We start from the raw sequence: 26,234 nt of genomic DNA on the forward strand, positions 1-26,234 counted from the left end.
TGTCTCTCCCAATGTTATTATCTTTATATTTAACTATTTAACTTGCTCAAATAGTTTTATTGATTCATCAATTTTTGCATCATCTTCTTTTACATAGTCTTTGATATCACTTAATTCATCTATGCTATTTTTTATAATTTCATCTATCCTAGATAATTTAGCTTTAATATCGTCTTCTTCACTAGTTTCATTTTCATTAGAAATATTTACATTATTTTCTATATCCAAAATGTTCACTTTTGTATTAGAATCAAAATTTGAAATTATTGAACTTTTATTTTCTGTTTTTTCATCATTCAAGAAACGATTATAAAAATCCTTATCTTCATTTGTTAATGTTGCATCATCATAATTTGATTCATATTCTTTTAATTCATTTTGAGGTTCAAAGTTACTTGAATTATTTAAGAAATTAAAATTTGCATTTTCTAATTCATTATTTGCAAATGATTCATAATCAACTGTTTTTGCTTTTTCAGTTTTTACTTCCTCAATTAATGGTTCATTTGATATTTTGTTTTCTTCTTGTACTACATCTTCAGTTGAATTATTAGAATAATAATTTACTTTATAATCATCATAATTTGGTATCTGAAAACTATTATCATTTGTTCTAATTGTTTGAATAACTCCAAAATCATTATCAAAAGTTTCTACTCTATTTATGTTTGAATAATTAGATTCATCATCATGTAAATTTTCTTCATTAACTAATTGATCTTGATTACTATCTTCTTTGTTGTCATATAAATAATGTTCTTTATTATACACATACTCACTTAATGTATCTATTTCATTATAAATATTAAGTACAGAGTTTTTCATTTCTTCTGAAACTACACTTAATTGATTTGTTATATCATTTCTTAAATCTTTAATTTCATTGCTATTATCGATGCTCTGGTTATTAATTTTATTTTTTAATAATGACATTTCTTCAGCAATACTATCAAAATTAAGTTTTAATTGTTCTACTAAAGAATTATTTACATTCACACTATTTTCTTTATTTATATTTACAATTTTATCTAATAATTCATTTTGTTTATTATTGAAAACTTCAGCTAATGCACCTTGTTTCTTATCAATTTCTTGTATATATTGAGTAAGATTATTTGCAATTTCATTTCTAAGTTCATTTAATGAATCATTAAAATTAATTTTTAAATTGTTTTCATTTTCCTTAATTTCTTTTCTAATAAAATCTAAAGATTCATAAATATTTTTTTCATTTTCATTGAATTTTTCTTTTAATTCATTAATTTCAACTGAAATCTCATCCTTTATTTTTGCCCTTTCCTCATTAAACATTTCTGTAATTTTATTATCAAAATCCTTAACTAATAAATAATCTTTATTATTTTTTGGATCTTGATTATTCCAATTTAATGATTCATTTTGTAAAGAATGTTGTTGTTCTTGTAAATTATTTGAATTATATGAAAAACCTGTATATCTTTGAGAAGGAAAATTTGAATTGCTAATATTCAATAAACTATTAAATTTAGAATCAATATGATTTTTTAAAACCTCAGTTTGAAAATCAAATTGCATTTTTCTATAATTTTCCTCAATTAAAACTGATCTCATTTCATCTTTTATAAAAAAACGATTGTCATAATTGTAGTAATTGTTTTCATGTGTATGTCTATGATGCTTATGTTTCATATTCTCTTTTTTAAGACAATGATTATGATGATAATCTAAATGATGATCAAATTCTTTATTAGATTTAACATCAACATTTTCTTGTTTTTGGTCCTCTCTTACAATAGCAATTTCAACTCTTTGAATATTATTATCACTTTTATTTTTAGAATCTGTAATTTTAGTTGTTATTACACTACTAGAATCATTTTTATCATTTGGTAAGTCAATAGATTCAGCAACATCTTCTTTATTGTCTAATTCTTTTTCTGACACTAACCCAATGTTCCCATATTTTGCTTGAAGTGTAGATATGTTTGCAGGATTCAATAATCAATGTTCAACATCAATCTCTTTTCACTTATTATTAAAAGCCATTGAATATAAATCATTAACACATTCTTCATTTGTAATATTATATTTAGTTAATAATAAATCTCTTATTCTTTTCTTTGGTAAATAAGAATATTTAGGCATATCATCATAGTTAACATATTTATCCAATTTATCATATTGGTTAAATAAATCATCCTGAAATGTTTTGCCTAAATCATCATATACATCATTAATATTAATAATATTATCTAATTCATTTATTGAATTAACATCATAGTCATAATTAAAAGTATTAATTTCATTTTCTAAATTGTAATTCTGAGATGTACTTTTTTGCTGATTATTGTCTAAATTAGAGCTGGCATTATTTTTAGTTGTAACTTGACTAATATTATTAGCATTAAAATTTTTCATTGGCTTTTCCTCAATATTTTTATGAACTTCTTTTTTTGTAGTAGGACTAGTATAAACAATGTCTTGTTTTTCCTCTAATACATTTTTTTTGCTTTCTATAATTTGTGGTTTAGGTGGAACAATTGGCACTGATATCACTTCTTGTTCATTTGTTTTTTCATTTTTTGATATTGGTATTGTTGATTGTTCCTTCTTGAAATTAAATTTTGCATTGAAATTTGAACTTAATTTGCTATAGTCTGATGTTGGAACATTAACACTTTGCGAATCTACAGATGGATGGTTAAGACTTTCTTTATCTTTTGCAACATTTTCTATAGTGGTTTTCTTTTCATATAAATCATTTAAATTTTCATTATATAAGTTTTTTTCAATATTATGAGAAGGTGCACTCTTAACTTGTTCAGATTTAATAATCTCTTCTTTTTGTGGTTGCTCATATACAATTTCGTCAATTACATCATAATTTTGGATTCTAGAAATAACATTATTGGCATATTTAATCGAAACTGCATCAATAAAATTAAATTTATTACTCATTCTTGACTCCATCCTTATCTGATAATTAAACTTTTACAAATTTTTGATTATATAAAAATACCTATCTTATATAATAACCTAAAAATTACCCATTTTATCATATATTTTATAGCAGTGCAACAATATCATTTTTTCCTAAAAACAACAAAAAAACATTTAGTTTTATCTAAATGTTTAAAATTATTTTTTCTTTATTTTTATGTTGAATAAATCCAACTATAAAGTATATCAAACCAAGCATAACAATTAAACTCAGTAATATCCCATTTATAACATAGTTATTCTTAGTAAATGCTTCTTGATTCTTACTAGTTAAATTTGTTTTTATAAAAGGAACTAAAAAAGTCGATATTGTTGTTCCGATTGACAAAATTCCTTGATATATTCCCATGGGTGTGATTTTATTCATATTAAATGAAAGCGTTAATACTAAACCTAATACCAAATTATAAAGAATTCCATAAGACAACCCATTTAAAGCAGATAAAGCAAAATATGCAATACTATCATTTACAAACATTATTAATAAATGATATGAAATTCAAACTATTATACCAATAGAAAATAAAATATCCTTTCTATCCTTTTTTATTACAAATAAATATATAAATAATGAGCTAGAAAGCTGAAAAAGGCTAAAAAGAAGTGACATATAAGCTGTTATTCCTTCAAGCACTTCACTACTATATGTTTTGTAATATTCATTAATTTGAGTTATTGTCAATACACCAACACTACCACTATTTGAAAATTTTATAAAGGCTACTAAAAACCCCATAACACATATTAATGAATATCAAATATATGCTATTCAATTATTTTGTATTATTATGTTTTTAGAGTTTTTTAATCCTATTAAACCTCTATTTTCTTTAACAAAGAATAAAAGAATTAATGTCAATACTAAAAAAAATAAAGAAATTATTCAAATATACATATATGGATAGTTAGTGTTGTATCCAGTTTTTGGAATTGTAGTAACTATTGATTGAATTGATGATGACAAAAAATCTGCCAGTAATGGAGGTAAAGCTAATATTGATACTGTTAAAAATGCTTTATTAACAGTATATTGTTCTTTAAACATTAACTCATACATTCCTATCATTGATGCACCAACACCAATTCCAATTGATTGAATAACAGATGTTGTTGTATTTTGCACAATTATAAAAGGGATAAATGAAATAAAAACAATTACTATTGCAGAATATAAAATAATTTTTCTATTTTTTAATCTTAATGCCAAATAATCAACAATTGGCCGAAAAAAAATCCCAATAAATCCATAGGAAGATAATACTAACCACATTAAATCTACATTTATACCATAGGTTATTTTGCTACTATATTCACGCGTCATCATTAATGGTATCCAAAAACAAAGATAAGTTATAAATAATAATTTGTAACCCTTTTGCCTTATTTTTAATCTATAAATTACAACTATTGATATCAAAAAGAAAATAAGAAAAATTGATGTATTAATTATTAAACTTATTTTTCATGATTCCATAACCAAATCTTCCCCCATCTACTCATCATCACTTAGTATTTTGACAAATGTATCATGTGGCACACTAACATTTCCAATTGCTTTTAATTTCTTTTTTCCTTCTTTTTGTTGCTCTAAAAGTTTTTTCTTACGTGAGATATCTCCCCCATAACATTTAGCAAGAACATTTTTTCTCATGGCCTTTATGGTTTCTCTTGCAATAATTTTTCCTCCAATAGCTGCCTGAATTGGAACTTCAAATTGATGCTTAGGAATATATTCTTTTAATTTCAAGCATAATTTTCTAGATCTTTCCTCAGCAAAATCTTTATGCATAATTGTTGATAATGCATCGACTTTATTTCCATTTAATAAAATATCAACTTTTACAAGATTTTCTTTTTTATAATCGTCAATCTCATAATCCAAAGTTGCATATCCTTTTGATATAGATTTTAATTTATCAAAAAAACTATACATTAATTCAGCTAATGGAATTAAATACTTTACTTTTTTTCTTTGATTGTACAAAACTTCTAAATCAATATATTCTCCTCTAGATTTTTGACATAAATCCATTACATTACCAAGATATAAATCTGGAACTACAATTTCAACTTTTGCAAAAGGCTCTTGTATTTCTTTATAATAAGTTTTGTCAGGTAATTTATTTGCTGAATCTATTTCTAAAATTGTACCATCACCCATAATGACTTTATAAATAACTGATGGTGAAGTTGCAATTAAAAAAATATTAAATTCTCTTTCCAATCTTTCTCTAATTACATCCATGTGTAGCAATCCCAAAAAACCACATCTAATTCCAAATCCCAATGCTTGAGAAGTTTCATATTCATAGGTTAATGATGAATCAGATAATGATATTTTTTCCAAGGCTTCTTTAAATAATTCATATTGAGTTGTATCAACAGGATATAACCCACAATAAACCATAGGCAATATTTTCTTATATCCTGCAAGAGCTTGCTTTGCAGGAAAATTTGCATTTGTTATTGTGTCTCCAACATTAACATTCTTAATATTTTTTATAGATGCTGCAATTCATCCAACTTCTCCAGCAGTTAATTCATTTTTTTGCTTCATTTTTGGTGTATTTACACCAACTTCTACAACAGTAAATTTTTCCCCATTTGCCATGAATTTAATTACATCACCAACTTTAACTTTTCCATTTTTTATTCTTACAAGACAAACAGCTCCTCTGTAAGAATCATAGAATGAGTCAAAAATTAATGCTTGCAAAGGCATATTTTCATCAGAATTTAATGGTGAAGGAATATATTTAACAATAGCTTCTAATATAGAATCAACATTTAATCCTGTTTTGGCAGATACTAAAGGAATGTTTGAACAATCAAGTCCAATAACGTCTTCTATTTCTTTTTTAACTTTATCAATATCTGCTGAAGGCAAATCAATTTTATTAATAATAGGAATTATTTCTAAATTATTTTCTAATGCTAGATAAACATTGGACAGTGTTTGTGCCTCTATTCCCTGTGCTGCATCAACAACTAATAAAGCACCTTCACACGCAGCTAAACTTCTTGATACTTCATATGTAAAATCAACATGGCCTGGTGTGTCAATCAAATGAAAAATATAATCATTGCCATCTTTAGCATGATAATTTAATTGAACAGCATTTAATTTAATTGTTATTCCTCTTTCTCTCTCTATATCCATAGAATCAAGAATTTGATCCTTCATTTCCCTTTTATCTAACCCATTTGTTAATTCAATGATTCTATCAGATAAGGTAGATTTACCATGATCTATGTGTGCTATTATGCTAAAATTTCTAAAATATTTTTTATCAATCACTACAATTTTCCTATCACAATTTATTAAAAAAACTTTCTATTTATTTTAAATAATTTATTTCCAAAATAAAAATCTTTAATATTTATTCTTTTTTTGCCTTCAATTTTAAATTCATTAATTTTAACATTATAGTCCAAAGTGCTGACAAAAATACCTTCTTTTCTTATTGAAGTAATTGTTCCTGGTTCCAATTTTGATAATTCATCTGTTACTTCAACATCATATAATTTAATTTTCATTCCATTTTCATAAACTACATAAGCACATGGAAATTCATATAAGCCTTTAACTCAATTAACAAAGTTCTTTGCTTGCATATTAAATGTTAATTTTTCCTGTTCCTTTGTGATATTTAATGCTTTTGTAGCAAATTCTTCATTTTGTTTAATAGGAGTTAATTTTTTATTTAAAATATTTTCAAGCTCATGATAGATAATCAAATAAATTGTTTTTTCTATTTTTTTAAATAGTGTTTTAAGATTATCATCATCTAAAATTGAAATTTTATATGAAACATAACAATCTCCAGCATCCATTTGCTTAATTGTTTTCATTAATGTAACACCTGTCTCTTTTTCTCCATTTATTAGTGCTCAATGAACAGGTGCTCCACCTCTATACTTGGGCAATAATGATGCATGAACATTAATACATCCATATTTTGGCATATTTAAAATCTTATCAGGAATAAACTGACCATATGCACAAGTTACTATTACATCAAACTTAATATTTTTTAATTCATTATATATATCAGATATTTTATTTGGTTGAAATAATTTTAAATTGTACTTTAAAGCAAATTCTTTAACAGGACTAAATGTTATAGTTTGTTTTCTTCCTGACGGTCTATCTGGCTGACAAACAATTGCAACAATTCTATAACCTCTATTGGCAAGTGCTTTTAATGCAGAAACAGCAATAAAAGGAGTACCCATGAACACAACTCTAGGATATCTCTTTTTTATGGAATTAATAACAATAGTTTTTTTATTTTTTTTCATAATAACCCCATTTTATTTTTTGTTTTTTGCTTCTTCCTTTTTCTTTTGTTTTTCTACTTTTTTACTGGTTTTTTCTTTTCTTTTTTCTTCTCTTTTTTTCTCTTTTTTTATAGCAGCTTTCATTTTAGCTTCTTCAGCTTCTTTAATTGGTAAGATTCATTCTGCTTCTGTTTTATAATCTTTTTCGCCATTTATTACAATAACTCTTTCAGTATCATATTTATTTTTTTTGATCATCTTAACTTCACATTCAATAACCCTTGGTTTGTCTTCTTTTTTAGTTTTTGGATTTCTTGTAGTGAATAATACAACATAAAGCTCTTTTTGTTTTATTTGTTTGGGCAACTTACCTTCTGCTTTTAATCTTTTATTCTCTTCTTTTAATGCTTGATTTCTTTTTTTAATTGCTTCTTTTTGTTCTTTTTGTTTTTCTTTTGGCAAAGACTTATTTACAATATTTTCATCTGGTCTTTTAACCACATAAGTTTCAACAATTTCCTTACCAGATTCATTTTTAGATTTCAGAAAATCTTTTACAGTTTTTCAAACTTCTCCTTGTTTTTCAGATTTAGTTTGTGTTGGTTGATTATCTTTATCTTTTTTTTTCTTGTAAAAATAAAAAATGGCAATAGCTGGTATAAAAATAAGAATAATTAAAAATAGTAAATTGTTACTACCACCACCCATATCTCCCATATTAATTATTTTAGTAAAATCTAATTTTTCCATAAAAATACCTTATATATGTTATTAAAAATATAATTTTCTTATAACTCAATCATATATTATAATCTATATTATGATGCAAATTATAAATAATAAGTTGGAGATATTATGGCAAATATTAAAAGTAATGATAAAAGACATTTGCAAGATGAAAAAAAACATTTATTAAATCACATTCAAATGTCTAAACTAAAAACTCAAATTAAGAAAGCTCAAAAATCTAAATCAAAAGAAGATTTGGCTAAAGCTTATTCGTTAATTGATTCAAGTTTATCAAAAGGTATAATAACAAAAAACAAAGCAAGTAGGTTAGCTTCAAGATTAACTGCAATTGTAAATGGTAAAACTCAAGTTGTAAAACAAGAACCTAAAAAACCTGTAAAACAAGTAAAAATAAAAGAAGAATCTTTAAAAAGAGAAAATGAACAATTAAAAGTAGTTCAAACTGTTTCTAAAAAAGAAGGAAAAGAAAAAGTTGAAGTTGTTGAACAAACATCTATTATTATGATTTCTACAACTCCAAAATATGCTAATTTAATTTTAGATGATGAATCTAAAAATGTATTCTTTTATAAAGTAACACCAGTTAACAAAGTGAAAAGAGTGTTAATTTATGCAACTGCTCCTGTAAAAGCAGTTGTTGGAGAGTTTGATTTAGAAAAAATTGATATATGTGCATTAAGTACAGCATGAAATAAATATAGGTCACAATCTGCTATGGAGAAAAAAGAATTTGATTCTTACTATGAAGGAAAAAAAGAAGCTCATGCTCTTATTTCTAAAGAATCATTTAGATATAGTAAACCAAAAAAACTTGAACAATTTAATATGACTAAAGGACCAAGTGGTTTCCAATATTTAAAATAAATTTCATAAATTATTTATAATGCATACATCAAAAAATCTAAGATTTATTTCAAGTAAATCTTAGATTTTTTTTAACATTATTTGTATAAAGAGTCGTTATTGGAATTAATAATAGCAATGCAAAATCTTGAAGTGGTAATTTTACAGATTCTTTAATAACTCTAGGAATTAAATAAAATATTAAACCATATTTTACAACATTAGGTGACTCCCTACCATTTGCATATTTAAAATATTCAGCAGCTGATATTGGACCAAGCAAGAAAGAGAAAACTGTTGTTGTTATCATTGTAAGATTAACAATTCATATGAATAATAAAAAATTCTTTTTTTTCCTTTTATAAAAAACTAATGTAATGGTTTCAACAACTACAAAGAAAATAATATTTACAACAATAATTATATATCTTGAATATTTAAAAAATATATCGTCAAACTTACTTTTTCCTTCAAAAGATTGGATACCATCTGCCCAAACAAGAACAATTAAAGTTGTCACAAACGTAAATCCAATAATAATTATTTGATTAATTACAAAATCCCATTTTACATTTTTATTATTATTTTTGTTTTCTACAAAATCATCTATTAAAGTTTTTGTTCTTAAAACATATAATGAACCTATAATTCCTGAAATAAATCCAACAAGAGGTTCTTGTATTGCATACATTCAAAATCAAAGTGATGTTGGTTTTATTAAATATGACACTGTATCAGTTATTACACCAGAAAAAAAACCTATCATAGGACCAAAAATTCATCCAATTATCATAAGGGGTGTTCACGCTAAAGAAAATGAAACACTTACAATTGGTATATGTATTACTGCATATTGTAATGCAAATCTTAGTGCAAGAAGAATAGATAATATAACAATCAATTTTGTATGTTTAAATATACTATGTGGATAAAAAGGAAAAAAGAATATTTTCATATTATGTCATATTCTTTTTTTCCTAGATATTTGAATATTATAATTTATCATTTTTAGACATAGATTGTTTTATTTCTCTATATATTTCTTCTTGCTTCAACTGAATTCTTTCAAGATCCAATTTTGGATTTAAAAAAATTGTCATGATTGAAACCAAAAATAAAAAGAATCCTATTCCAGAAAGTGTAAATACAATGTATAGATAAATGAAAAATAACCTTATAGTCTCTTTACTATTATTATTTATTCATCAATTTTGATTTTGATAATATGGAACTTCTTCAATTAAAGAGCTAACCAAATTAAATAAAATAACAAATATTATTAACATTGCATTTGGTCATATAAAATAGTATTTATAATTTTCATTTTTACTATTTTTAAACATAGAATAGGTTAACCAAATTGAACCCAATATTGTTATAATATCTGTAAATAAAATTCACCCAAATAAATTTCGTGATCCTGAATTGGAATTTATATTCAAATTAACTGCTCCTATAATAGCTGCAATTATTAATTTGACAATAATTAACAAAGCAAAAAGAAGTGCAATTATTCCAATAATATATTTAAAAATAATAATTGAAATAGGTTTTGTTTTATATTGATAAAATCTTCCACTCCTAACTTCTTCTATCATTCTTTTCAATGCCATATCACGAACTATTTGTTCTTTTATTCCCTCAGTAGTAATATTTTCTGGATTAAATCCATATGTAGAAAATGGACTTCCACCATACTGAAAAGATTGCTTTGTTGAATTCTCATTTACTGTTTTAGATTCTACTTTTTGAACTGTTTCTACTGTCTCATTTTTGGATAAATCATATTTAAATACATTTTTTATGTAAACATTTATGTAATTAATTTCATCATACATTTCATTGATGTTTAAATTTGATACATCAATTAATTTAACATTTGTATTGTTAATTACATTTAATTTTTCCAATCATTCTTTTGATGATGAACCTTTTCCTTGCTTTTTTTCAGCAAAATCCAATATAGAAATTTGTTTTAAAATTAATTCTGCAAATGCGTTTTTATTTAAATTGTTAGCTAAAAAAGAATTATTAAATATTTTTGTTAAATTATCTTTGGATGTATCAATTAATAATTTATAAGTTATTTTCATAATTCACACCCTTTATTAAAAATAATTTTAAAGATTGATTGATATCTTTCCTACCTGAGAAAATATCTTTCTCTAATTCTAACAAATTTTTAAGTAATATATCAATATAATCATTATTATATTTTGAAAATAAATTTATTCAATTTTCTATTTGAAATCTTACAACGCCAAAATCTTTTTCTAAGGAATCAATGTTCTTATTAACATTAAAATATTGGATATATAGTTTTAAAGAATAAAGTTGTGATATTAATATATTTAGTATTGAAAAAAAATCAATTTTTATTTCCTCAAAATACTTTATTTGTTGTATAAGTTCCAAAGATCTATCATTTAAAAAATTATCAACTAATTTAAATATATTAGAATCTACATCATATGATATTAAACTATTTATTAAATCTATATTAATTTCAGTTAGTTTAAATACAAATAATTTATTTAATTCAGATGCAATATAAGAACCATTTAGAGGAAGTCTTTCTGCTAATACATCAACTAATTTATTGTCAAAATAAAAATTATTAAAATTTAAATAATCTATTATAAATTTTTTTACTGTGTATTTATTTAATTGCTTTAAATAATAACTTTGCTCAAAAAAAGAAAATGCATTTTTTGAAATTTTATTTGAGTAACAAATTACATAAACTTTTGATGGTAGTTGCTTTAATGACTCTAAAAAATTAGATTCATTAACTGATAATTTTGCATTTGAAAGAAAATCTAAATTATCAATTATGACACATGAAGCTATATTTGTATTAATATCAAAAATAGAATATTGAAATAATTTTTCTTCAATATATTCTAAATTATCATCATAATAAAACTTGTTTATATCTTTATTATTGCCTAATAATTTATTTAATTCAAAGCAAACTTGACCTACGTCATTAGAATATATTAAAATCATAAAATTATTTTAATATATTTTTATTTTTTTTTGAAATTCTTTTTTATAAAAAAGAAAATACAAACAATTATTAAAGTAATTAATATTGATAAAATAAGTCAAATATATCAATTGCTATCTAATTCAGTTTTATTTGAATTTTCATTTCCATTATCATTAATTATGTCTTTTGTATCTATCTTAAAATTATCTTTAAATATTATTTCATTATATTTATTTTTAAGAAAATAACTTAGAAGTAAAATTCCATTGTTATATGATACATCCAATGAATTTGTGCTTATAAAAACATTCTTTTCTTCTATTAATCAACTAAAATTGTTACTAGTTATAAATGATTTTTTAAATTCATCATAATTAAAAATATTATTTATAAAAAAATTATCTTTCAAATAGGCATAAATATCGCTTTTCTTTTTATAGTTAATGCTTAAAAGATCATCAATTTTTAGAATATCTTTTTTTTCACATAATATTCCAAAATAATTTTTATAACTATAATTTATTTCAATATCAATTGTTCCTAAATTATTACTATAGGTAAGAATATTTATACTTTTTATTAATACATCTTTTAAATCTATTGATCCTTTTATTTCTATATCATTTTGTCTAAAACTAATTGGTAAATATTTATCTTTTAATTCCTCTTTTATATCAATTACCAAAATATGATTATTGTTAAAATTTAAATTAATTTCATACTCTGTTTGAATATTTTTTAAAATATTAAAAAATATCAGTTCATTATCTATTTGATTAATTAAAAAAATTATATCAACTTTATTAGTATTAAAATTCTTTTTCATTTTTATACTATAGCCAATATTTTTTAATGTTGTTCCAATATGGAATATATTTTCAATAGATGATTCATCTATTGAAAATATATTTACCTTATTAATAATATTATTATCTTTAATTGATATATCTATTGGACTTGGTTCAAAAAACTTAGTTCCAACATAATTTAAACTAAATCTTTGAAAACCTGTATTAATTTCATATCTAATATTTTTAAGCAATAATCCATCTTTATTATTTTGAAGGTATTTTTCATAAAACATTTCAGTAGGAACATTATTATAAATAGCAAATAATTTTTTTATATTATTCTTTCTTATATTACTTACATCTGTCTCTAAATATTGAATAGAATAATTAAAAATATTTGATATTTCTCTAAAAATAAAATTATCAAATTTATTTTTTATCTTTATTGTTGAAAAACTATTATTTAATTCTAATGTATAAAATACATTTCCATTGTTATCAATAAAAATATTATTCATAATAGAAGAATTTTTATTTGTTGTATATTCTTGTCCATTGACAATAAATTCAAAATCCAAATTAATATCATTAAGAGAATAATTTATATTTTGTTTTACATAATTAATTATTGGATAATTAATATTTAAATAATTAGATAATCAATCATTAAAATATCTTTTAAGGTTATAACAAAATACATTTTTTAAAAAAGAATAAATTACTTCTCTTTTATTATTAATAGAATAATAGATATTTATATTTTTATTTTGATACTTTTCATAAGATACATTAGAAAATTTTGTAAATAATGATAATGTTTCATACTCATTATTAATTTGCAAAATATTATCTTGTTCAAAATTATTATGATTTAAATTTATATTAGTATCTAGATGTTTATTACATTTATTACTTCATAATAATGCTTGAGGAAAAATAGACAAAGACAATAAGAAAGTATAATTAATTTTCTTTCATCAATAATTGATTTGTTTCATATTTTATATCCTTTCAATAATTTAATAATATTAAAGATGTACACATATAAATAATGGATAATAAATTATTCATATTAGGTAGTGAAATGAATATATTAAAAGAGTCAGCTAATTTTACTAGATTTAAAAAAACATTTACAAAAGTGCTTATTGGTATAACCATAAATTCAAAAAGAAAAAATAAACTAATAAATAAATACAAAATATAAAATATTGGAGTGAATAAATAATTGTATAAAAAAAATAATAACGAAATCTTATTACTAAATATTGAAGTATATGGCAGTAAAATTAAATTTATCAATGCTGTTAAAATAACATAATTAATAAATTTTGATTTACCTTTTATTTTTTTATTAAAAATGTTTATAACAAAAATACATAAACAACTCATTTGAAAACCATATTGAGTAAGTGCATTAGGAACAAATAAGCTAATCAATATAATACTTATATTCAAAAAATGCTTCCTATTTATTTTAGTAAATCCCAAAATAACAAACATTAATGATCTAAAAATACTAAGATTAAAATCGTTTAAATAGCAAATAAAAAATAAAAATATTAATAAAAATACATTTTTAATTATTCTATGTTTTTTAAAAATAAAATTTATTATCCCAATATAAACACTAATGTGAAACCCGCTAACAACTATTAAATGCACAATTGATAATCTTGACAAACTATTATAAACATCATGTGAATTATCATCTTTATATGAAAATAATATCATTTTAATAATGCTGCTTACTGTTTCATCATAATATTTATCTATGTGAAGTATTAGATTTTTTCTTAATGAATATTTAAGTACTAAATCAACTCATTCAGTAATCATTATTTTATTTAAAAAGTTTAGCAAAAAATAAATACCAAAAATTATTACTGGTAAAACAAATGATAGTGCAAATGTTTTTTTATTAATTTTTATCAAACAAGAATAAGCCAAAATAAAAAATGGGAGAATTAAAAATGATAATATATCAATAAAATATAAGTTTATACATAATATCGATAAAACAATCAACTGAATATTCAAGTTATTTTTTATGAATTCTAACATTTTATCTATATAAAATTTCACAATACCCCCATATATAAAAACGTAAGAAAATAATCAAATTTTAAAATATTCATAAAAAAAATAAACAACTCTATATCTATATAAAGTTGTTTATTTAATATTTAAAGCTAATTTAACTTTTTTAAGCTTTTCTTTATAATCTTCATATTTTTTCCTTTCTAAAGAAACTTTTTCCTTTGGAGCTTTTTCTAAAAAAGATTTATTATTTAATATTTGCTCACTTCTATTAACCTCAGATTCAAGAAGTTTTAATTTTTTTTGTAATTCACTAATATTATTTTCGTCTTTTTTAAATGAATTAAGAATTACAATTGAAAATTCATCAAAAATAATGTGTTTATTAGTAATTGAATTTGAATTTATTTCTTTCACAAAAATATTTTCCGATTCTAATAAAAGCTTAATTTTATCTTTTTGTTTTTCCAAATTCTTAATTTCGTTTGTTGAAATTGCAATTTCAAAACGGTCCTTTTTAGATAACTTATTGTCAAATCTAATTCTTCTTATATGTTCAATGATTTTTAAAGAGTCATTGATTAATTTACTATCACCTTTAATAATTTGAACAAAATCAGATTTTTCAAAAATAATATTTTCACATGTTTTATTTGGTAACATATCATACAAATAACTTGTTATATAAGGACATGCAGGATGTAATAATATTAATATGTTTTTCATTACATAAAATAATATATAAATATGATTTATATCTTTTTTATCTCTGTTTTTGTTTAATTCTAAATAAGTATTACAATAATCATTTTTGAAAAAATCTATTATATGATTTAAACCAAAAATTAAATTATATTTTTTAAAATTAATTTTAACAGAGTTATACATTTTAAAAAACTTATTAATAATTCAATAGTCTATCTGCAAAAAATTTTTTTTGTCATAATTTTCACTATAAATACTTTTATACTCCAAAATATATCTAAAAGAATTTCACAATTTATTTAAAAATGTCCAACATAAATCAATTCTATTATTAGTTTCTTTTAATGATAATCTAACATCTTCTCCAGGATGAGAATTTGTTAGTAGCATTAATCTTAAAGTATCAGCACCTTTTTCTTTTATAACTTGTTGAGGATCAATACCATTACCTAATGATTTAGACATTTTTCTACCTATCTCATCTCTTATTAATCCTGTAACATATACATTTTTAAAAGGAGGTTCTTTTTTTAAATATAAAGAGAACAAAATCATTCTAACAATTCAAAAGAAAATAATATCATATCCAGTTACAAGAACATCTGTTGGAAAAAATCTTTCACTATCAAATTGAGTACAAGTAATAGGTCATAATCCAGATGAAAATCAAGTATCTAGTACATCACTATCTTGAGTTCAATTTTTAATGTCTTTTGGAGGATTTATACCAACAAAAATCTTATTTGTTTTTTTATGATATCAAGCTGGTATTTGATGTCCCCATCATAATTGTCTTGAAATACATCAATCATCAATATTTTTTACCCAATTGATTAAAGTTTTCTCAAATTTTGCAGGATAAAAAACTAATTTATTTTTACTTGATTGTAATTTTATTATTTTTTCTGAAAAATAATCCATTTTAATAAATCATTGTTCAGACAAAAGTGGTTCAATTATCTCATTACTTCTTTCTGAGTAACCAACATTACTAATTGTTTCTTCTTCTTTTATTAACAAATTATTTTTCTTAAAAAAATCTACTACAAGTCTTGAGCATTCTAATCTATCAATGCCTTTATAATGTATAGCGTTTTCATTCATTTTTCCATCATAATCAATGCAACTCAATGATTCAAGTTTATATTTTTTACCCAATTCATAGTCATTAAAATCATGAGCAGGGGTACATTTCATTACTCCTGTACCAAATTTTTTGTCAATATAATTATCAGATAAAATTGGTATTAATTTATTTGTTAATGGATTAATGACCTTTTTACCAATATATTTTTTATATCTTTTATCTGTATCATTTACAAAAACAGCAGAATCAACAAAAATTGTTTCAGGTCTGGTTGTTGCAACTATTAAGAAATCAGTTTTATTTTCCAAAAAGTATTTAATATAAAACATTTTCTTATTAACTTCTTTTTTTATAACCTCTATATTTGATACTGCTGTTTTTAATTTAACGTCTCAATTAACAAGTTTATATCCTCTATAAATCAACCCATCATTATATAAATCAACAAATGTTTTAGTAACTAATTCATTTGATTGTTTGTCCAATGTAAATCTTTCATGTTCATAATCTAAAAATAATCCTAATTCTTTTCATTGTTTTCTAATCTTATCTGCATTTTCTTGTGCTCATTCATTTAATAACATTATTTTTTCATTTCTAGTTTTGTTATTTAATAAATTACTCTTATTAGAATTTTTTAAAAAACTTTCATATTTTGTTTGTGTTGCAATCCCTGCATGATCCATTCCAGAAAACCATATAGAATTTAAACCTTTTAAGGAATTGTATCTAAAAATAAAATCTTGAACAGTACAATTTAAAGCATGACCAACATGTAATATACCTGTTAAATTTGGTGGTGGCAATATCATTGAAAAAATATTATCTTTTGCTTTAAGAGCATTAGTATTCTTTTTATTTTGATATTTGAATAAATCTGTATTTTTTTCACAAATATTAAAATCAAATTTTGTATTCATATATCCTCCTAACAAAAATTATCAATGCAATTAAATAGTTTAGTAATATTTGTTTTTTTCTTTGCACTAATTGGAATTAATTTATCTACATCTACATTTAAGTATGATGCAATCTTAATTTTATTATTATCAAAATGGCTTTTAGAGTATTTATCTGATTTATTTAGTAAAATGTAAAAATTTGGAAAATTGTTACTTAAAAAATCAACCATTTCAACATCTTTTTCAGTTATTACATTAATGTCACAAACCAAAAAGACACAAATTAAATTTTCTCTTTGTGTTAAATAAGTGTTAATTATGTTTAATAAATCCAATTGTTTAGATTTACTTACATTTGCAAAACCATATCCTGGTAAATCAACAACTCTATATTTCCCAAAATCAAAAAAATTAACTAATTGTGTTCTTCCTGGCATATTAGACGTTTTTGCTATATTATTATTTGCAAGTGTATTAATCAACGATGATTTCCCTACATTAGACCTACCAATAAAACATATTTCTTTTTTAGTATCAGAAATTCAATCTCTTGGTGATTCTGCAGATTTTATAAACATAGCCATAATTTATTTAGCATTTTTCTTAAAAGTTGCCATAATCTGTTTAATTTGTTTTTCAGTAGGTTTTCTTCCCATTTGTTGATACATAGATCTAATTTGTGCCTCAGTAATTGGAGGGTTATCTTTTAATTGTTTTTTAAAATATTTCATTGCTAAAAAATAACCTAAAATCGCTCCAGCAATTATTGCAAGGGGTATTCCTATTGAAAGTGATAAAATAAGTGCTAAACTTGAAACCATTATTATTCTCCTTAAATAACTTTTTTCTATTCATATCGATTTGAATCAAAAAAATCTAAATCGCTATCATCATCTAAATCATCATTTGGCAATACAATTTCTGGCAATTCTTTTATAGAATTAATTCCAAATGTATCATAAAACAATTTTGTCACTTGATATAGATATGGCTTACCAACAGCCTCTGATCTACCAGCTTCTTCAACCAATCCAAACTCAATTAATTTTTCAATTGTTGGGGTTGGATCAACTTTTCTCATATCATGTATTTGTGTTCTTGTACATGGTTCATTATAAGCAATAATAGCAAGTGTTTCTATCATTGCTTGGTTAAGCGGATTTTTAAGCTTAACATTGAAATTCTTAGAAATTATATTATTTATTTCTGGTTTAGTAACTAATTTATAATCATCACCAAATTTTCTAAGTATTAATCCTCTTTGGGAACTTCTTTCATATTCCACTATCATTTCATCAATAACTGCTATCAAATCATTTTCATCTAACTTTGTTATTTTTTTTAATTTTTCAATAGTTGCACCTTCTTTTCCAGAAATAAATAAAACTCCTTCTATAATACTTTTAATGTTCATTTTCGCCCTCATCTAATTTATTTTTAATAATATATATTTGATCATCATCTTCAGGTTGTTCTATTAAGATATATCCATTACGGACTAAAACAAGAATAGCTACAAATGCAACAACAAAATATTGTTTAGAAAATTTTTCATCAGGAATGCTTGCTATATAATCATCAAGAGTTATCTTTGTATTAAAATCATAATTTTCTAAAAATAATTTAATATCATTTTCTACAACATCTATTGATATTTCACTTACATCAATAACTGCAATATTTGATTTTGGTTTTCCCATATTTTCTAGTTTTATATAAACTTTTTGCATTGCCTTTAAAATCTTATTTATATCAATATTTTGAGGTATAAAATTGCTATTTTTTGACTCTTCATTTATATATTCATTTAAATCATAAGTTTCTTTGTCATGCATTTTATAACGTATTTCAAGTTTATCCATTAGTTGAGGAACAATATTTTGATATTGTTTATATACAAGTAATCTTTGTATAAATTTATCTCTTTCTATTTCTTTATTTAGTTTTTCTACAGTATCAATTACTGGCAAAGCTTTTTTTGATTTTAATTCTAATAAATAAGATGCAAGTAACAAGTATTCTGTTAAATCATCAATTTTTATTGATGCAATATTATTATTAACAAAATCAATATATTGCTTTGTAATTTCTACAAGATTTAATGTCATTATATCCATTTTTCTTTCTTTTACTAATGCAACCAATAAGTCAAAAGAACCATTAAAATCCATAATACTTATATTGCATTCTAAACTTTTAAAATCAAAATTAGATCTTATTTTATCTCCTATATTGCTCATTTCAACATCCTCTAACCATATAATTTTATTATAATAACTATAAATATTAGAAATTTTATATAGATATTAAATACAAATAAAAAAGTAGCATATTTATTTTAAATGCTACTTTTTTAAATTATTTTTTTTATTATTTGTTTTTGATTTTTTTGTTGTATTTTTATTTTCTAATTTCTTTTGTGTTGTTTTTTTTATACTATTTGATTTATATGTTTTTGTTGATTTTAAATTTTGTTTATTTTTAGATTTACTATTATGTTTAACTGATGAAGTTTTATTTACATTATTTTTTAATTTACTATTTTCAATATTATTTTCATCTTGTAAACTAATAGTTAATTTTTTATTAATTTCATCTTCAACTTTATTATTATCACTTTGCATCTCATCAACATTATGTGTTAATGCTTTTTGAGGGTCATATAATTTTGATTTATTTTCTTTTTCAAGCTCATTATATTTTTCAAGCATAATTTTTCTTAATTTTACAGCCAATCCTTCTCTACTAGTGTGAATGAATTCAGTTGGCTTAATACAAGGCAAAAATCTAACATTGATTTCCTTATATTTAAAAAAACTTTTTTTATCTTCTTGTTCTACACCAACAGAACCTTGTATAACAACTGGAACTATTGGTCTCATTGTAGCAAAAGCAGGCTCAAGAGCTGCACTTTTAAATTCTCCAAAATCATGTGATAAAATTCTTGTTCCTTCTATAAAAACAACAACAGATCTTTTAGCTAAAATTTTCTTTTCCTCTTCAATACATTTAAAAGCACTTCTTAAATTTTTTCTATCAATGAAAATTGTATCAATTAATTTTGCAGCATTTCCTACATTCTTATTATTTAATAACTCTATTTTTGAAACAAATACTGGTCTAATAACCTTTTGCTCCTGTGAAAATATTTTAATTAGTAGTAATGGATCAAATCCTGCTTTATGATTACAAACATACATTACAGGCACTTGTGGTATTTTTTCAATTCCATCGTAGTTTATTTTACAATTAGCAATAAATGTTGCCTTTGAAGTCTGTTTATAAACATAACTATATCTTTCTTCTTCACTTAATAAATCTGGATCAGAATAATATTTTTTATACAAATTTTTTGACTTAGATAAACCTATTAGTAATGATATTGCAACAAAAGGAAATGATATTGCGTGTCCAAGATTTCTGAAAAATATTTTTGCTTTCATAATAATATAACCTACCTTATAACTTTATAATAAAAATATCATTAAGTACTAACTTAATGATATTTTTATTAAACTAAACTAGTTCAATAATAGCTTCTTCAACATTATCGCCTTTTCTAGGACCTAATTTTAATACTCTTGTATATCCACCATTTCTATCTTTATATTTTTTTGCTAATGTATCGAATAATTTTTTCAATAGCAAATCTTTTGTAGAAGTTGATGTATCTAATAAGGTTTCCATAGCCAATCTTCTAGCATGTAATGTTTGTTTTTTAGATAAAGTAATTATCTTATCTACATGTCTTTGAGTTTCTTTTGCTTTTGTTAAAGTAGTAATTATTCTACCATGATCAATAACTTCAGAAACTTGTTGACGGATAACCATTTTTCTTCAAGAAGCTGTTTTACCCTCTTTATTTATGTAAGACATAATTACCTCTATTCATCTTTAAGTTTCATGTTTCTATCTTGAATTTTCTTAATAATTTCTTTGAAAGATTTTTTACCAAGATTTCTGATTTTTTCAATTTCTGTTTTAGTTTTATCAGTTAATTGTTGAATAGTTTGTATTCCAGCACGTTTTAAACAATTATAAGAACGCACAGATAATTCTAATTCATCAATTGAAATAGCAAGAGATGATGAAGTAGAATGTGAAGAATCTTCTTCCATCACTTGTAAACCATTCATTGTTTCATTTAAATTAACAATTGGTTGATAATGTTCAACTAAAATTTTAGCACTCATTGCTAATGCATCACTAGCTTTTATTGACCCATTTGTAACAATTTCGATTGTCAATTCATCACTAATATCATTTTTACTTGTCTTAACTTCATTTACATTATATGCAACTTTTACTACAGGTGAAAAGTTTGAATCAACAGAAATAGTATTAATTGCATCAACTAATTCTTTATTTTCCTCAAACGAACAAAAACCTCTTCCTGTTCTAGCATACAAATCAATAACTAAATGTGCATCTTTATTTACAGTAGCAATATACATGTCTTTATTAATTATTGTAAATCCAGCTGGTGTTTCAATGTCAGCTGCTCTAACAACTCCACCTTTTGAATCAATTTTTAATGTTGGTCACTTTTCAAGTTTTTCACTTTTTTGTCTATCTTCACCAAAAATTTGATCATCAATTTTGATAATTAACTTTTTAAGATTCAATATTATCTGCGTCAAATCTTCTTTTACACCTTTTATTGCTTGAAATTCATGATTAATTCCAGGTACTTTTATTGCAAAAAGACTATGACCTTCAATGTTACTTAATAATACTCTTCTTAAAGAATTTCCTAAAGTATTACCAAAACCTCTTTCCAAAGGACCTATTTTAAATTTTCCATGATCAAGACTTTCTTCTTCAATTTTTACTGCTTCAATTTGATATTTAATAAATTTTTCCATGTAAATCTCCTAAATTGAATTATCTTGGTTTTTTAGGTGGTCTACACCCATTGTGAGGAATAGCAGTAACATCATGAATTTCAGAAATTTCAAGACCTGCTGCATGTAAGCTTCTAATTGCTGTATCTTTACCTTGACCTGTTCCATTAACTTTAACAATAACTTTTTTTAATCCTAAATCCATTGCTGTTTTAGCAGCAGTTTCAGCTGCAATTCCAGCAGCATATGGAGTAGATTTTTTTGATCCTTTATATCCAATGCTTCCTGAACTTGATCATGAAATTGCATTTCCCAATTCACAAGTTAAAGTAACTATTGTGTTGTTACTAGTTGCATGAATATGAGCAATCCCATTTGGAGAACTTAACTTCTTTTTTTTCTTTGCCATATTTAATCCTTTCTAGAAACTATTTAGCCTCAATCTTCTTGTTAGCCACTGTTTTTCTAGGACCTTTTCTTGTTCTAGCATTTGATTTAGTTCTTTGACCATTTACAGGCAATCCACGTCTGTGTCTAATGCCACGATAACATCCAATTTCCATTAATCTTTTAATGTTCATTGCTGTTTCACGTCTTAAATCACCTTCAATCATATATTCAGCTGCAATTTTTCTAATTACTGCTAATTCTTCATCAGTTAGAGTAGATACTTTTCTATTTTCATCAATTTTAGCTTTTAATAAAATTTCTGAACTTAATGACTTACCAATACCATAAATATAAGTTAATGAAATTACTACACGCTTATTATTTGGTATATCAACACCTAATATACGAGCCATAATATTATCCTCCTACCCTTGTCTTTGTTTATGTTTTGGAGATGCTTTACAAATAACCATAACACAACCTTTTCTTTTTATTACTTTACAATCTTTACAAATTGGTTTTACAGAAGCTCTAACCTTCATATAATTCTCCTAAGATATTCTATAAACTATACGACCACGTGTTAAGTCATAAGGACTCAACTCAACTTCAACAGTATCACCTCTTAAAATCTGTATTTTAAAAACACGAATTTTACCAGATACGTTAGCCATAATTTCTACATTGTTTTCTAACTTAACTTTAAAATTTCCACCCTGTAATGTTTCAATTACAGTGCCTTTCATTTTAAGCTTTTCTTCTTTAACTTTTAAATTATCTTTATTAGACATTTGATACCTACTCAGTTAATATTTTGTTTCCATCTTTTGTTATTAAAATCATATGTTCCCAGTGACAAGTTAACTTATGATTTTCTGATATTACAGATCATTTATCTTTTTTATCAATGTAGTATTTTTTATCATCTGTTAATATCATTGGTTCAATGCAAATTACCATACCAGGTCTTAACATTGCACCAGTCTTTGGCTTACCATAATTTAAGATCATCGGGTCTTCATGAAGTTTTCTTCCGCAACCGTGACCACCAAAATCATGAATTACATGATATCCATTTTTTTCAACATATGATTGAATTGCAAATGAAATATCACCTATATAATTATTAGGAATTGCTTGTTTAATTCCTTCAAGTAAAGAATTATAACAAATTTCATTTATTTTTTTTGCCTCTTCATTATTTCCTAATACTATTGTGAATGCAGCATCACAAATATAACCATTATAATCAACGCCTACATCAAATGTTACAATGTCTTTTTCCTGTAGAATGTAATCATTTGGTATTCCATGTATAATGACATCATTTACAGAAATGCAAATATTACCAGGGAACCCATTATACTTGTAAAATGCACATTTACCACCATTATTTTCAATGATGTTTTTTGCTCTTAAATCTAAATATTTTAATGACTGACCTATTGTTACATATTTAAAAAAATCATCTCTAACCTTTTTTCAGATAGAAGATGCTTTTTCTATTTGCTCTATATCATATAAAGATTTAATAATAATCATACCAATAGATTATATAATAATTATCTTAATATAGAATTAATTTTTTCATGAAGTTCTTCAGTACTTAAAGCACCATCAACTTCTATTAAATTACCCTTATCTTTGTAGTAATCAATTAATAAAAATGTTGTTTGATTATATGTTTGTATTCTTTCTTGAATAATTGAAAGATCATCATCTTTTCTTTGAAATAATAATTCACCATCATTATCACATACTCCATCTTTTTTAGGAGGCGAAAAATAAATGTTATATATTTTTTTACATTTATTACACATTCTACGACCTGTCAATCTTTTAACCAATAAATCGCTATCAACATTTAAATAAATTACTTTATCAATGGTAAATATATTTTTTAAAAATTCGGCTTGTTCTATTGTTCTTGGATATCCATCCATGACTATATTTGTATATTTTTTTGTTAGTTCACCTAATTCTTGTTTAACAATTTTATTTGTCAAATCATTTGGAACTAGCAATCCTTTAAGAATATAACTTTTTAATTCATCTGCATATTCTAAATTTTCATCAATAACTTTTCTAAATATATTCCCTGTAGAAACATGAGCAAAGTTATGCTTACTAATTAAATATTCAGATAAAGTACCTTTACCAGAGCCTGGAGCTCCTAATAATAATAATTTCATAATAATCCTCATTTTGTAATTATCATAAATGTTTAGATTCTTTATCCTCGCCACTATTAGCTATTGCATATTCATTTGAAGTTTTAATTCTCTTTGTCAAATTATAATAACCATAATTTGTTTGTGCACTTTTAAGAGCTTGTCAAAACTCTAATGATCCACTAACCATAATAATAACACCTGTACCACCCAGTGCAAGTCCATTTGGAATGTTAGTTGTTAATGAAATAACATATGGAATAACAGCAATTATTGTTAAAAAAGGAACACCAATACAATTTACTCTATTTAATGTTGAACTTAAATATTTATAAGTTTCTTCTCCAACTTTAACACCTGGAATATATTTACCTGATTTTTTTAGATTTTCAGCTAACTTTTCTGGATTAACTTGAATATGAGAGTAAAAGAATCCAAACAAGACAATTAATATTGCATAAATTGTTAATCCAACAGGAGTTTCAATTGCAAGATAACTATTTATGAAATTTACACCATCACTACCAGGAGTTAAAAATTGTGCAATAGTTGGAGGTATAGTCATTAATGAACTTGCAAAAATAACAGGTATAACTCCAGCAGCATTTAATTTAATTGGTAAATATGGCATTTCAGAAATATCTTTAGATAAACCTTGTCCAATTTGCTGAATAGGTATTTTTCTAGTTGTTCCATTTACAAATACAACAGCCAATAATATTGCAATAAAGAAAATAATATAAACAATAAATGACAAGTATTTTAAAATGTCATATGGTTGATTTGATTGCAAAACTAAAACAGTATACACACTTGAAAAATTTGTATATAAAGATGATACTATACCAGAAATGATAATAAGTGTAATTCCATTACCTATTCCTCTTTTTGAAATGATGTCAGCTAAAAATATTGTAAGATATGTTCCAGCAGTCATACCAATCAATAAAGAAAATGTTTGTCATCCATTTAATGCACCAAGTGATGTTTGTCCATAAACTGTAATTGCCCCTTGAGTTGTTGCTAAACTTAAAACAGCATATGATTGCATAAGTGCAAAGGGCATTGTTAAAACTCTATTAATAATTTCGATTTTTCTTTTACCTTTTTCCCCTTGCTTTGTTAAATTTGATAAAGGTTTAATAAGATCAGAGGAAAGAAGTTGAATAATAATCTGAGCTGTAATATAAGGGGACACCCCTATTGCCATAAAAGAAAATTGTGTAACACCACCACCACTTAAAATATTTAAAACACCTAAAAATGATGTTTGTGTATCAACAGATCCAGCAGTTGATGTTAGTTTAACACCAGGTAGTGTTAAATTTGCTCCAACCCTAAATAAAATAAGCAAAGTCATTGTTGCCAAAAGGGAAACAATCACTTGCTTGTTTGTAAAGATTTCTTTTAATTGAACTCAATTACTTTTTCTATTTTTTAAACTAATATCTGTCATGTA

The 26,234-nt window shown here is 23.7% G+C and carries 26 protein-coding genes; 1 reads left to right on the forward strand and 25 read right to left on the reverse strand.

Features of this window, described 5'->3' with window-relative positions; genetic code table 4:
* Positions 1–33 precede the first annotated feature (33 nt).
* The 5 genes from ACLFO7_RS04010 to ACLFO7_RS04030 all read right to left on the reverse strand — a co-directional run bounded on the left by ACLFO7_RS04010 (position 34) and on the right by ACLFO7_RS04030 (position 8,010).
* Positions 34–2,937 carry a hypothetical protein gene (locus tag ACLFO7_RS04010; RefSeq protein ID WP_412032215.1) on the reverse strand — a complete coding sequence of 968 codons (2,904 nt, stop codon included), beginning with the start codon at positions 2,935–2,937 and terminating at the stop codon, positions 34–36.
* 166 nt (positions 2,938–3,103) lie between these two features.
* Complete coding sequence (locus ACLFO7_RS04015) at positions 3,104–4,303, reverse strand: MFS transporter (RefSeq protein ID WP_412032216.1); 1,200 nt, start codon at positions 4,301–4,303, stop codon at positions 3,104–3,106.
* 168 nt (positions 4,304–4,471) lie between these two features.
* Entirely contained in the window at positions 4,472–6,274 is a 1,803-nt protein-coding gene (lepA, locus tag ACLFO7_RS04020) for a translation elongation factor 4 (protein ID WP_412032708.1), read from the reverse strand.
* A gap of 26 nt (positions 6,275–6,300) precedes the next feature.
* Entirely contained in the window at positions 6,301–7,281 is a 981-nt protein-coding gene (gene fmt, locus ACLFO7_RS04025) for a methionyl-tRNA formyltransferase (RefSeq protein ID WP_412032217.1), read from the reverse strand.
* A gap of 12 nt (positions 7,282–7,293) precedes the next feature.
* The gene (locus tag ACLFO7_RS04030; RefSeq protein WP_412032218.1) at positions 7,294–8,010 is read right to left on the reverse strand and encodes a DUF5385 family protein; all 717 of its coding nucleotides are present in this window, start codon (positions 8,008–8,010) and stop codon (positions 7,294–7,296) included.
* Positions 8,011–8,115: 105 nt separating this feature from the next.
* On the opposite strand from ACLFO7_RS04030, the gene rpsT reads away from it, so the two are divergent.
* Positions 8,116–8,874 carry a 30S ribosomal protein S20 gene (gene rpsT, locus ACLFO7_RS04035; RefSeq protein ID WP_412032219.1) on the forward strand — a complete coding sequence of 253 codons (759 nt, stop codon included), beginning with the start codon at positions 8,116–8,118 and terminating at the stop codon, positions 8,872–8,874.
* Between the two features lie 37 nt (positions 8,875–8,911).
* Here rpsT and ACLFO7_RS04040 read toward each other — a convergent pair whose 3' ends face one another.
* The 20 genes from ACLFO7_RS04040 to secY all read right to left on the reverse strand — a co-directional run bounded on the left by ACLFO7_RS04040 (position 8,912) and on the right by secY (position 26,231).
* A complete protein-coding gene (locus ACLFO7_RS04040; RefSeq protein WP_412032220.1) occupies positions 8,912–9,808 on the reverse strand; it encodes an ECF transporter S component in 897 nt (298 codons plus the stop codon).
* A 37-nt stretch (positions 9,809–9,845) separates the two neighbouring features.
* Positions 9,846–10,946: a hypothetical protein gene (locus ACLFO7_RS04045; protein ID WP_412032221.1), complete on the reverse strand. Its 1,101-nt coding sequence runs from the start codon at positions 10,944–10,946 to the stop codon at positions 9,846–9,848.
* The gene (gene holA, locus ACLFO7_RS04050) at positions 10,930–11,862 is read right to left on the reverse strand and encodes a DNA polymerase III subunit delta (protein ID WP_412032222.1); all 933 of its coding nucleotides are present in this window, start codon (positions 11,860–11,862) and stop codon (positions 10,930–10,932) included. Before holA ends, ACLFO7_RS04045 begins: the two co-directional genes overlap by 17 nt.
* 20 nt (positions 11,863–11,882) lie before the next feature.
* The gene (locus tag ACLFO7_RS04055; protein ID WP_412032223.1) at positions 11,883–13,634 is read right to left on the reverse strand and encodes a hypothetical protein; all 1,752 of its coding nucleotides are present in this window, start codon (positions 13,632–13,634) and stop codon (positions 11,883–11,885) included.
* On the reverse strand, positions 13,600–14,721 hold the full coding sequence (locus ACLFO7_RS04060) for a ComEC/Rec2 family competence protein (RefSeq protein ID WP_412032224.1): 1,122 nt from the start codon (positions 14,719–14,721) through the stop codon (positions 13,600–13,602). The genes ACLFO7_RS04055 and ACLFO7_RS04060 overlap by 35 nt, the downstream gene beginning before the upstream one ends.
* Before the next feature lie 90 nt (positions 14,722–14,811).
* Entirely contained in the window at positions 14,812–17,388 is a 2,577-nt protein-coding gene (locus ACLFO7_RS04065; protein WP_412032225.1) for a valine--tRNA ligase, read from the reverse strand.
* Between the two features lie 8 nt (positions 17,389–17,396).
* Positions 17,397–17,954 carry a ribosome biogenesis GTP-binding protein YihA/YsxC gene (gene yihA / locus ACLFO7_RS04070; protein ID WP_412032226.1) on the reverse strand — a complete coding sequence of 186 codons (558 nt, stop codon included), beginning with the start codon at positions 17,952–17,954 and terminating at the stop codon, positions 17,397–17,399.
* A gap of 3 nt (positions 17,955–17,957) precedes the next feature.
* Positions 17,958–18,191, reverse strand: coding sequence for a YneF family protein (locus tag ACLFO7_RS04075; protein ID WP_412032227.1), 234 nt, complete (start codon positions 18,189–18,191; stop codon positions 17,958–17,960).
* A 26-nt stretch (positions 18,192–18,217) separates the two neighbouring features.
* A complete protein-coding gene (scpB, locus tag ACLFO7_RS04080) occupies positions 18,218–18,784 on the reverse strand; it encodes an SMC-Scp complex subunit ScpB (protein WP_412032228.1) in 567 nt (188 codons plus the stop codon).
* The gene (locus tag ACLFO7_RS04085) at positions 18,774–19,610 is read right to left on the reverse strand and encodes a segregation and condensation protein A (RefSeq protein WP_412032229.1); all 837 of its coding nucleotides are present in this window, start codon (positions 19,608–19,610) and stop codon (positions 18,774–18,776) included. Before ACLFO7_RS04085 ends, scpB begins: the two co-directional genes overlap by 11 nt.
* Positions 19,611–19,715: 105 nt before the next feature.
* The gene (locus ACLFO7_RS04090; protein WP_412032230.1) at positions 19,716–20,813 is read right to left on the reverse strand and encodes a lysophospholipid acyltransferase family protein; all 1,098 of its coding nucleotides are present in this window, start codon (positions 20,811–20,813) and stop codon (positions 19,716–19,718) included.
* A 73-nt stretch (positions 20,814–20,886) separates the two neighbouring features.
* Complete coding sequence (rplQ, locus tag ACLFO7_RS04095) at positions 20,887–21,246, reverse strand: 50S ribosomal protein L17 (RefSeq protein WP_412032231.1); 360 nt, start codon at positions 21,244–21,246, stop codon at positions 20,887–20,889.
* An 8-nt stretch (positions 21,247–21,254) separates the two neighbouring features.
* The gene (locus ACLFO7_RS04100; protein ID WP_412032232.1) at positions 21,255–22,235 is read right to left on the reverse strand and encodes a DNA-directed RNA polymerase subunit alpha; all 981 of its coding nucleotides are present in this window, start codon (positions 22,233–22,235) and stop codon (positions 21,255–21,257) included.
* Positions 22,236–22,254: 19 nt separating this feature from the next.
* A complete protein-coding gene (gene rpsK / locus ACLFO7_RS04105) occupies positions 22,255–22,623 on the reverse strand; it encodes a 30S ribosomal protein S11 (protein ID WP_412032233.1) in 369 nt (122 codons plus the stop codon).
* A 19-nt stretch (positions 22,624–22,642) separates the two neighbouring features.
* A complete protein-coding gene (gene rpsM, locus ACLFO7_RS04110) occupies positions 22,643–23,017 on the reverse strand; it encodes a 30S ribosomal protein S13 (protein ID WP_412032234.1) in 375 nt (124 codons plus the stop codon).
* 12 nt (positions 23,018–23,029) lie between these two features.
* Positions 23,030–23,146 (reverse strand): 50S ribosomal protein L36, encoded by a 117-nt coding sequence (gene rpmJ, locus ACLFO7_RS04115; protein ID WP_412032235.1) that lies wholly within the window; start codon positions 23,144–23,146, stop codon positions 23,030–23,032.
* A 9-nt stretch (positions 23,147–23,155) separates the two neighbouring features.
* Positions 23,156–23,395, reverse strand: a complete 240-nt coding sequence (gene infA / locus ACLFO7_RS04120; protein WP_412032236.1) for a translation initiation factor IF-1 — start codon at positions 23,393–23,395, stop codon at positions 23,156–23,158.
* Between the two features lie 7 nt (positions 23,396–23,402).
* Positions 23,403–24,146, reverse strand: a complete 744-nt coding sequence (map, locus tag ACLFO7_RS04125) for a type I methionyl aminopeptidase (protein ID WP_412032237.1) — start codon at positions 24,144–24,146, stop codon at positions 23,403–23,405.
* A gap of 20 nt (positions 24,147–24,166) precedes the next feature.
* Entirely contained in the window at positions 24,167–24,796 is a 630-nt protein-coding gene (locus tag ACLFO7_RS04130; protein WP_412032238.1) for an adenylate kinase family protein, read from the reverse strand.
* Positions 24,797–24,815: 19 nt separating this feature from the next.
* Entirely contained in the window at positions 24,816–26,231 is a 1,416-nt protein-coding gene (gene secY, locus ACLFO7_RS04135; protein WP_412032239.1) for a preprotein translocase subunit SecY, read from the reverse strand.
* Between the last annotated feature and the right edge of the window lie 3 nt (positions 26,232–26,234).

This window comes from Malacoplasma muris, assembly GCF_046774425.1.
Classification (GTDB): Bacteria; Bacillota_I; Bacilli_A; order Mycoplasmatales; family Mycoplasmoidaceae; genus Malacoplasma; species Malacoplasma muris.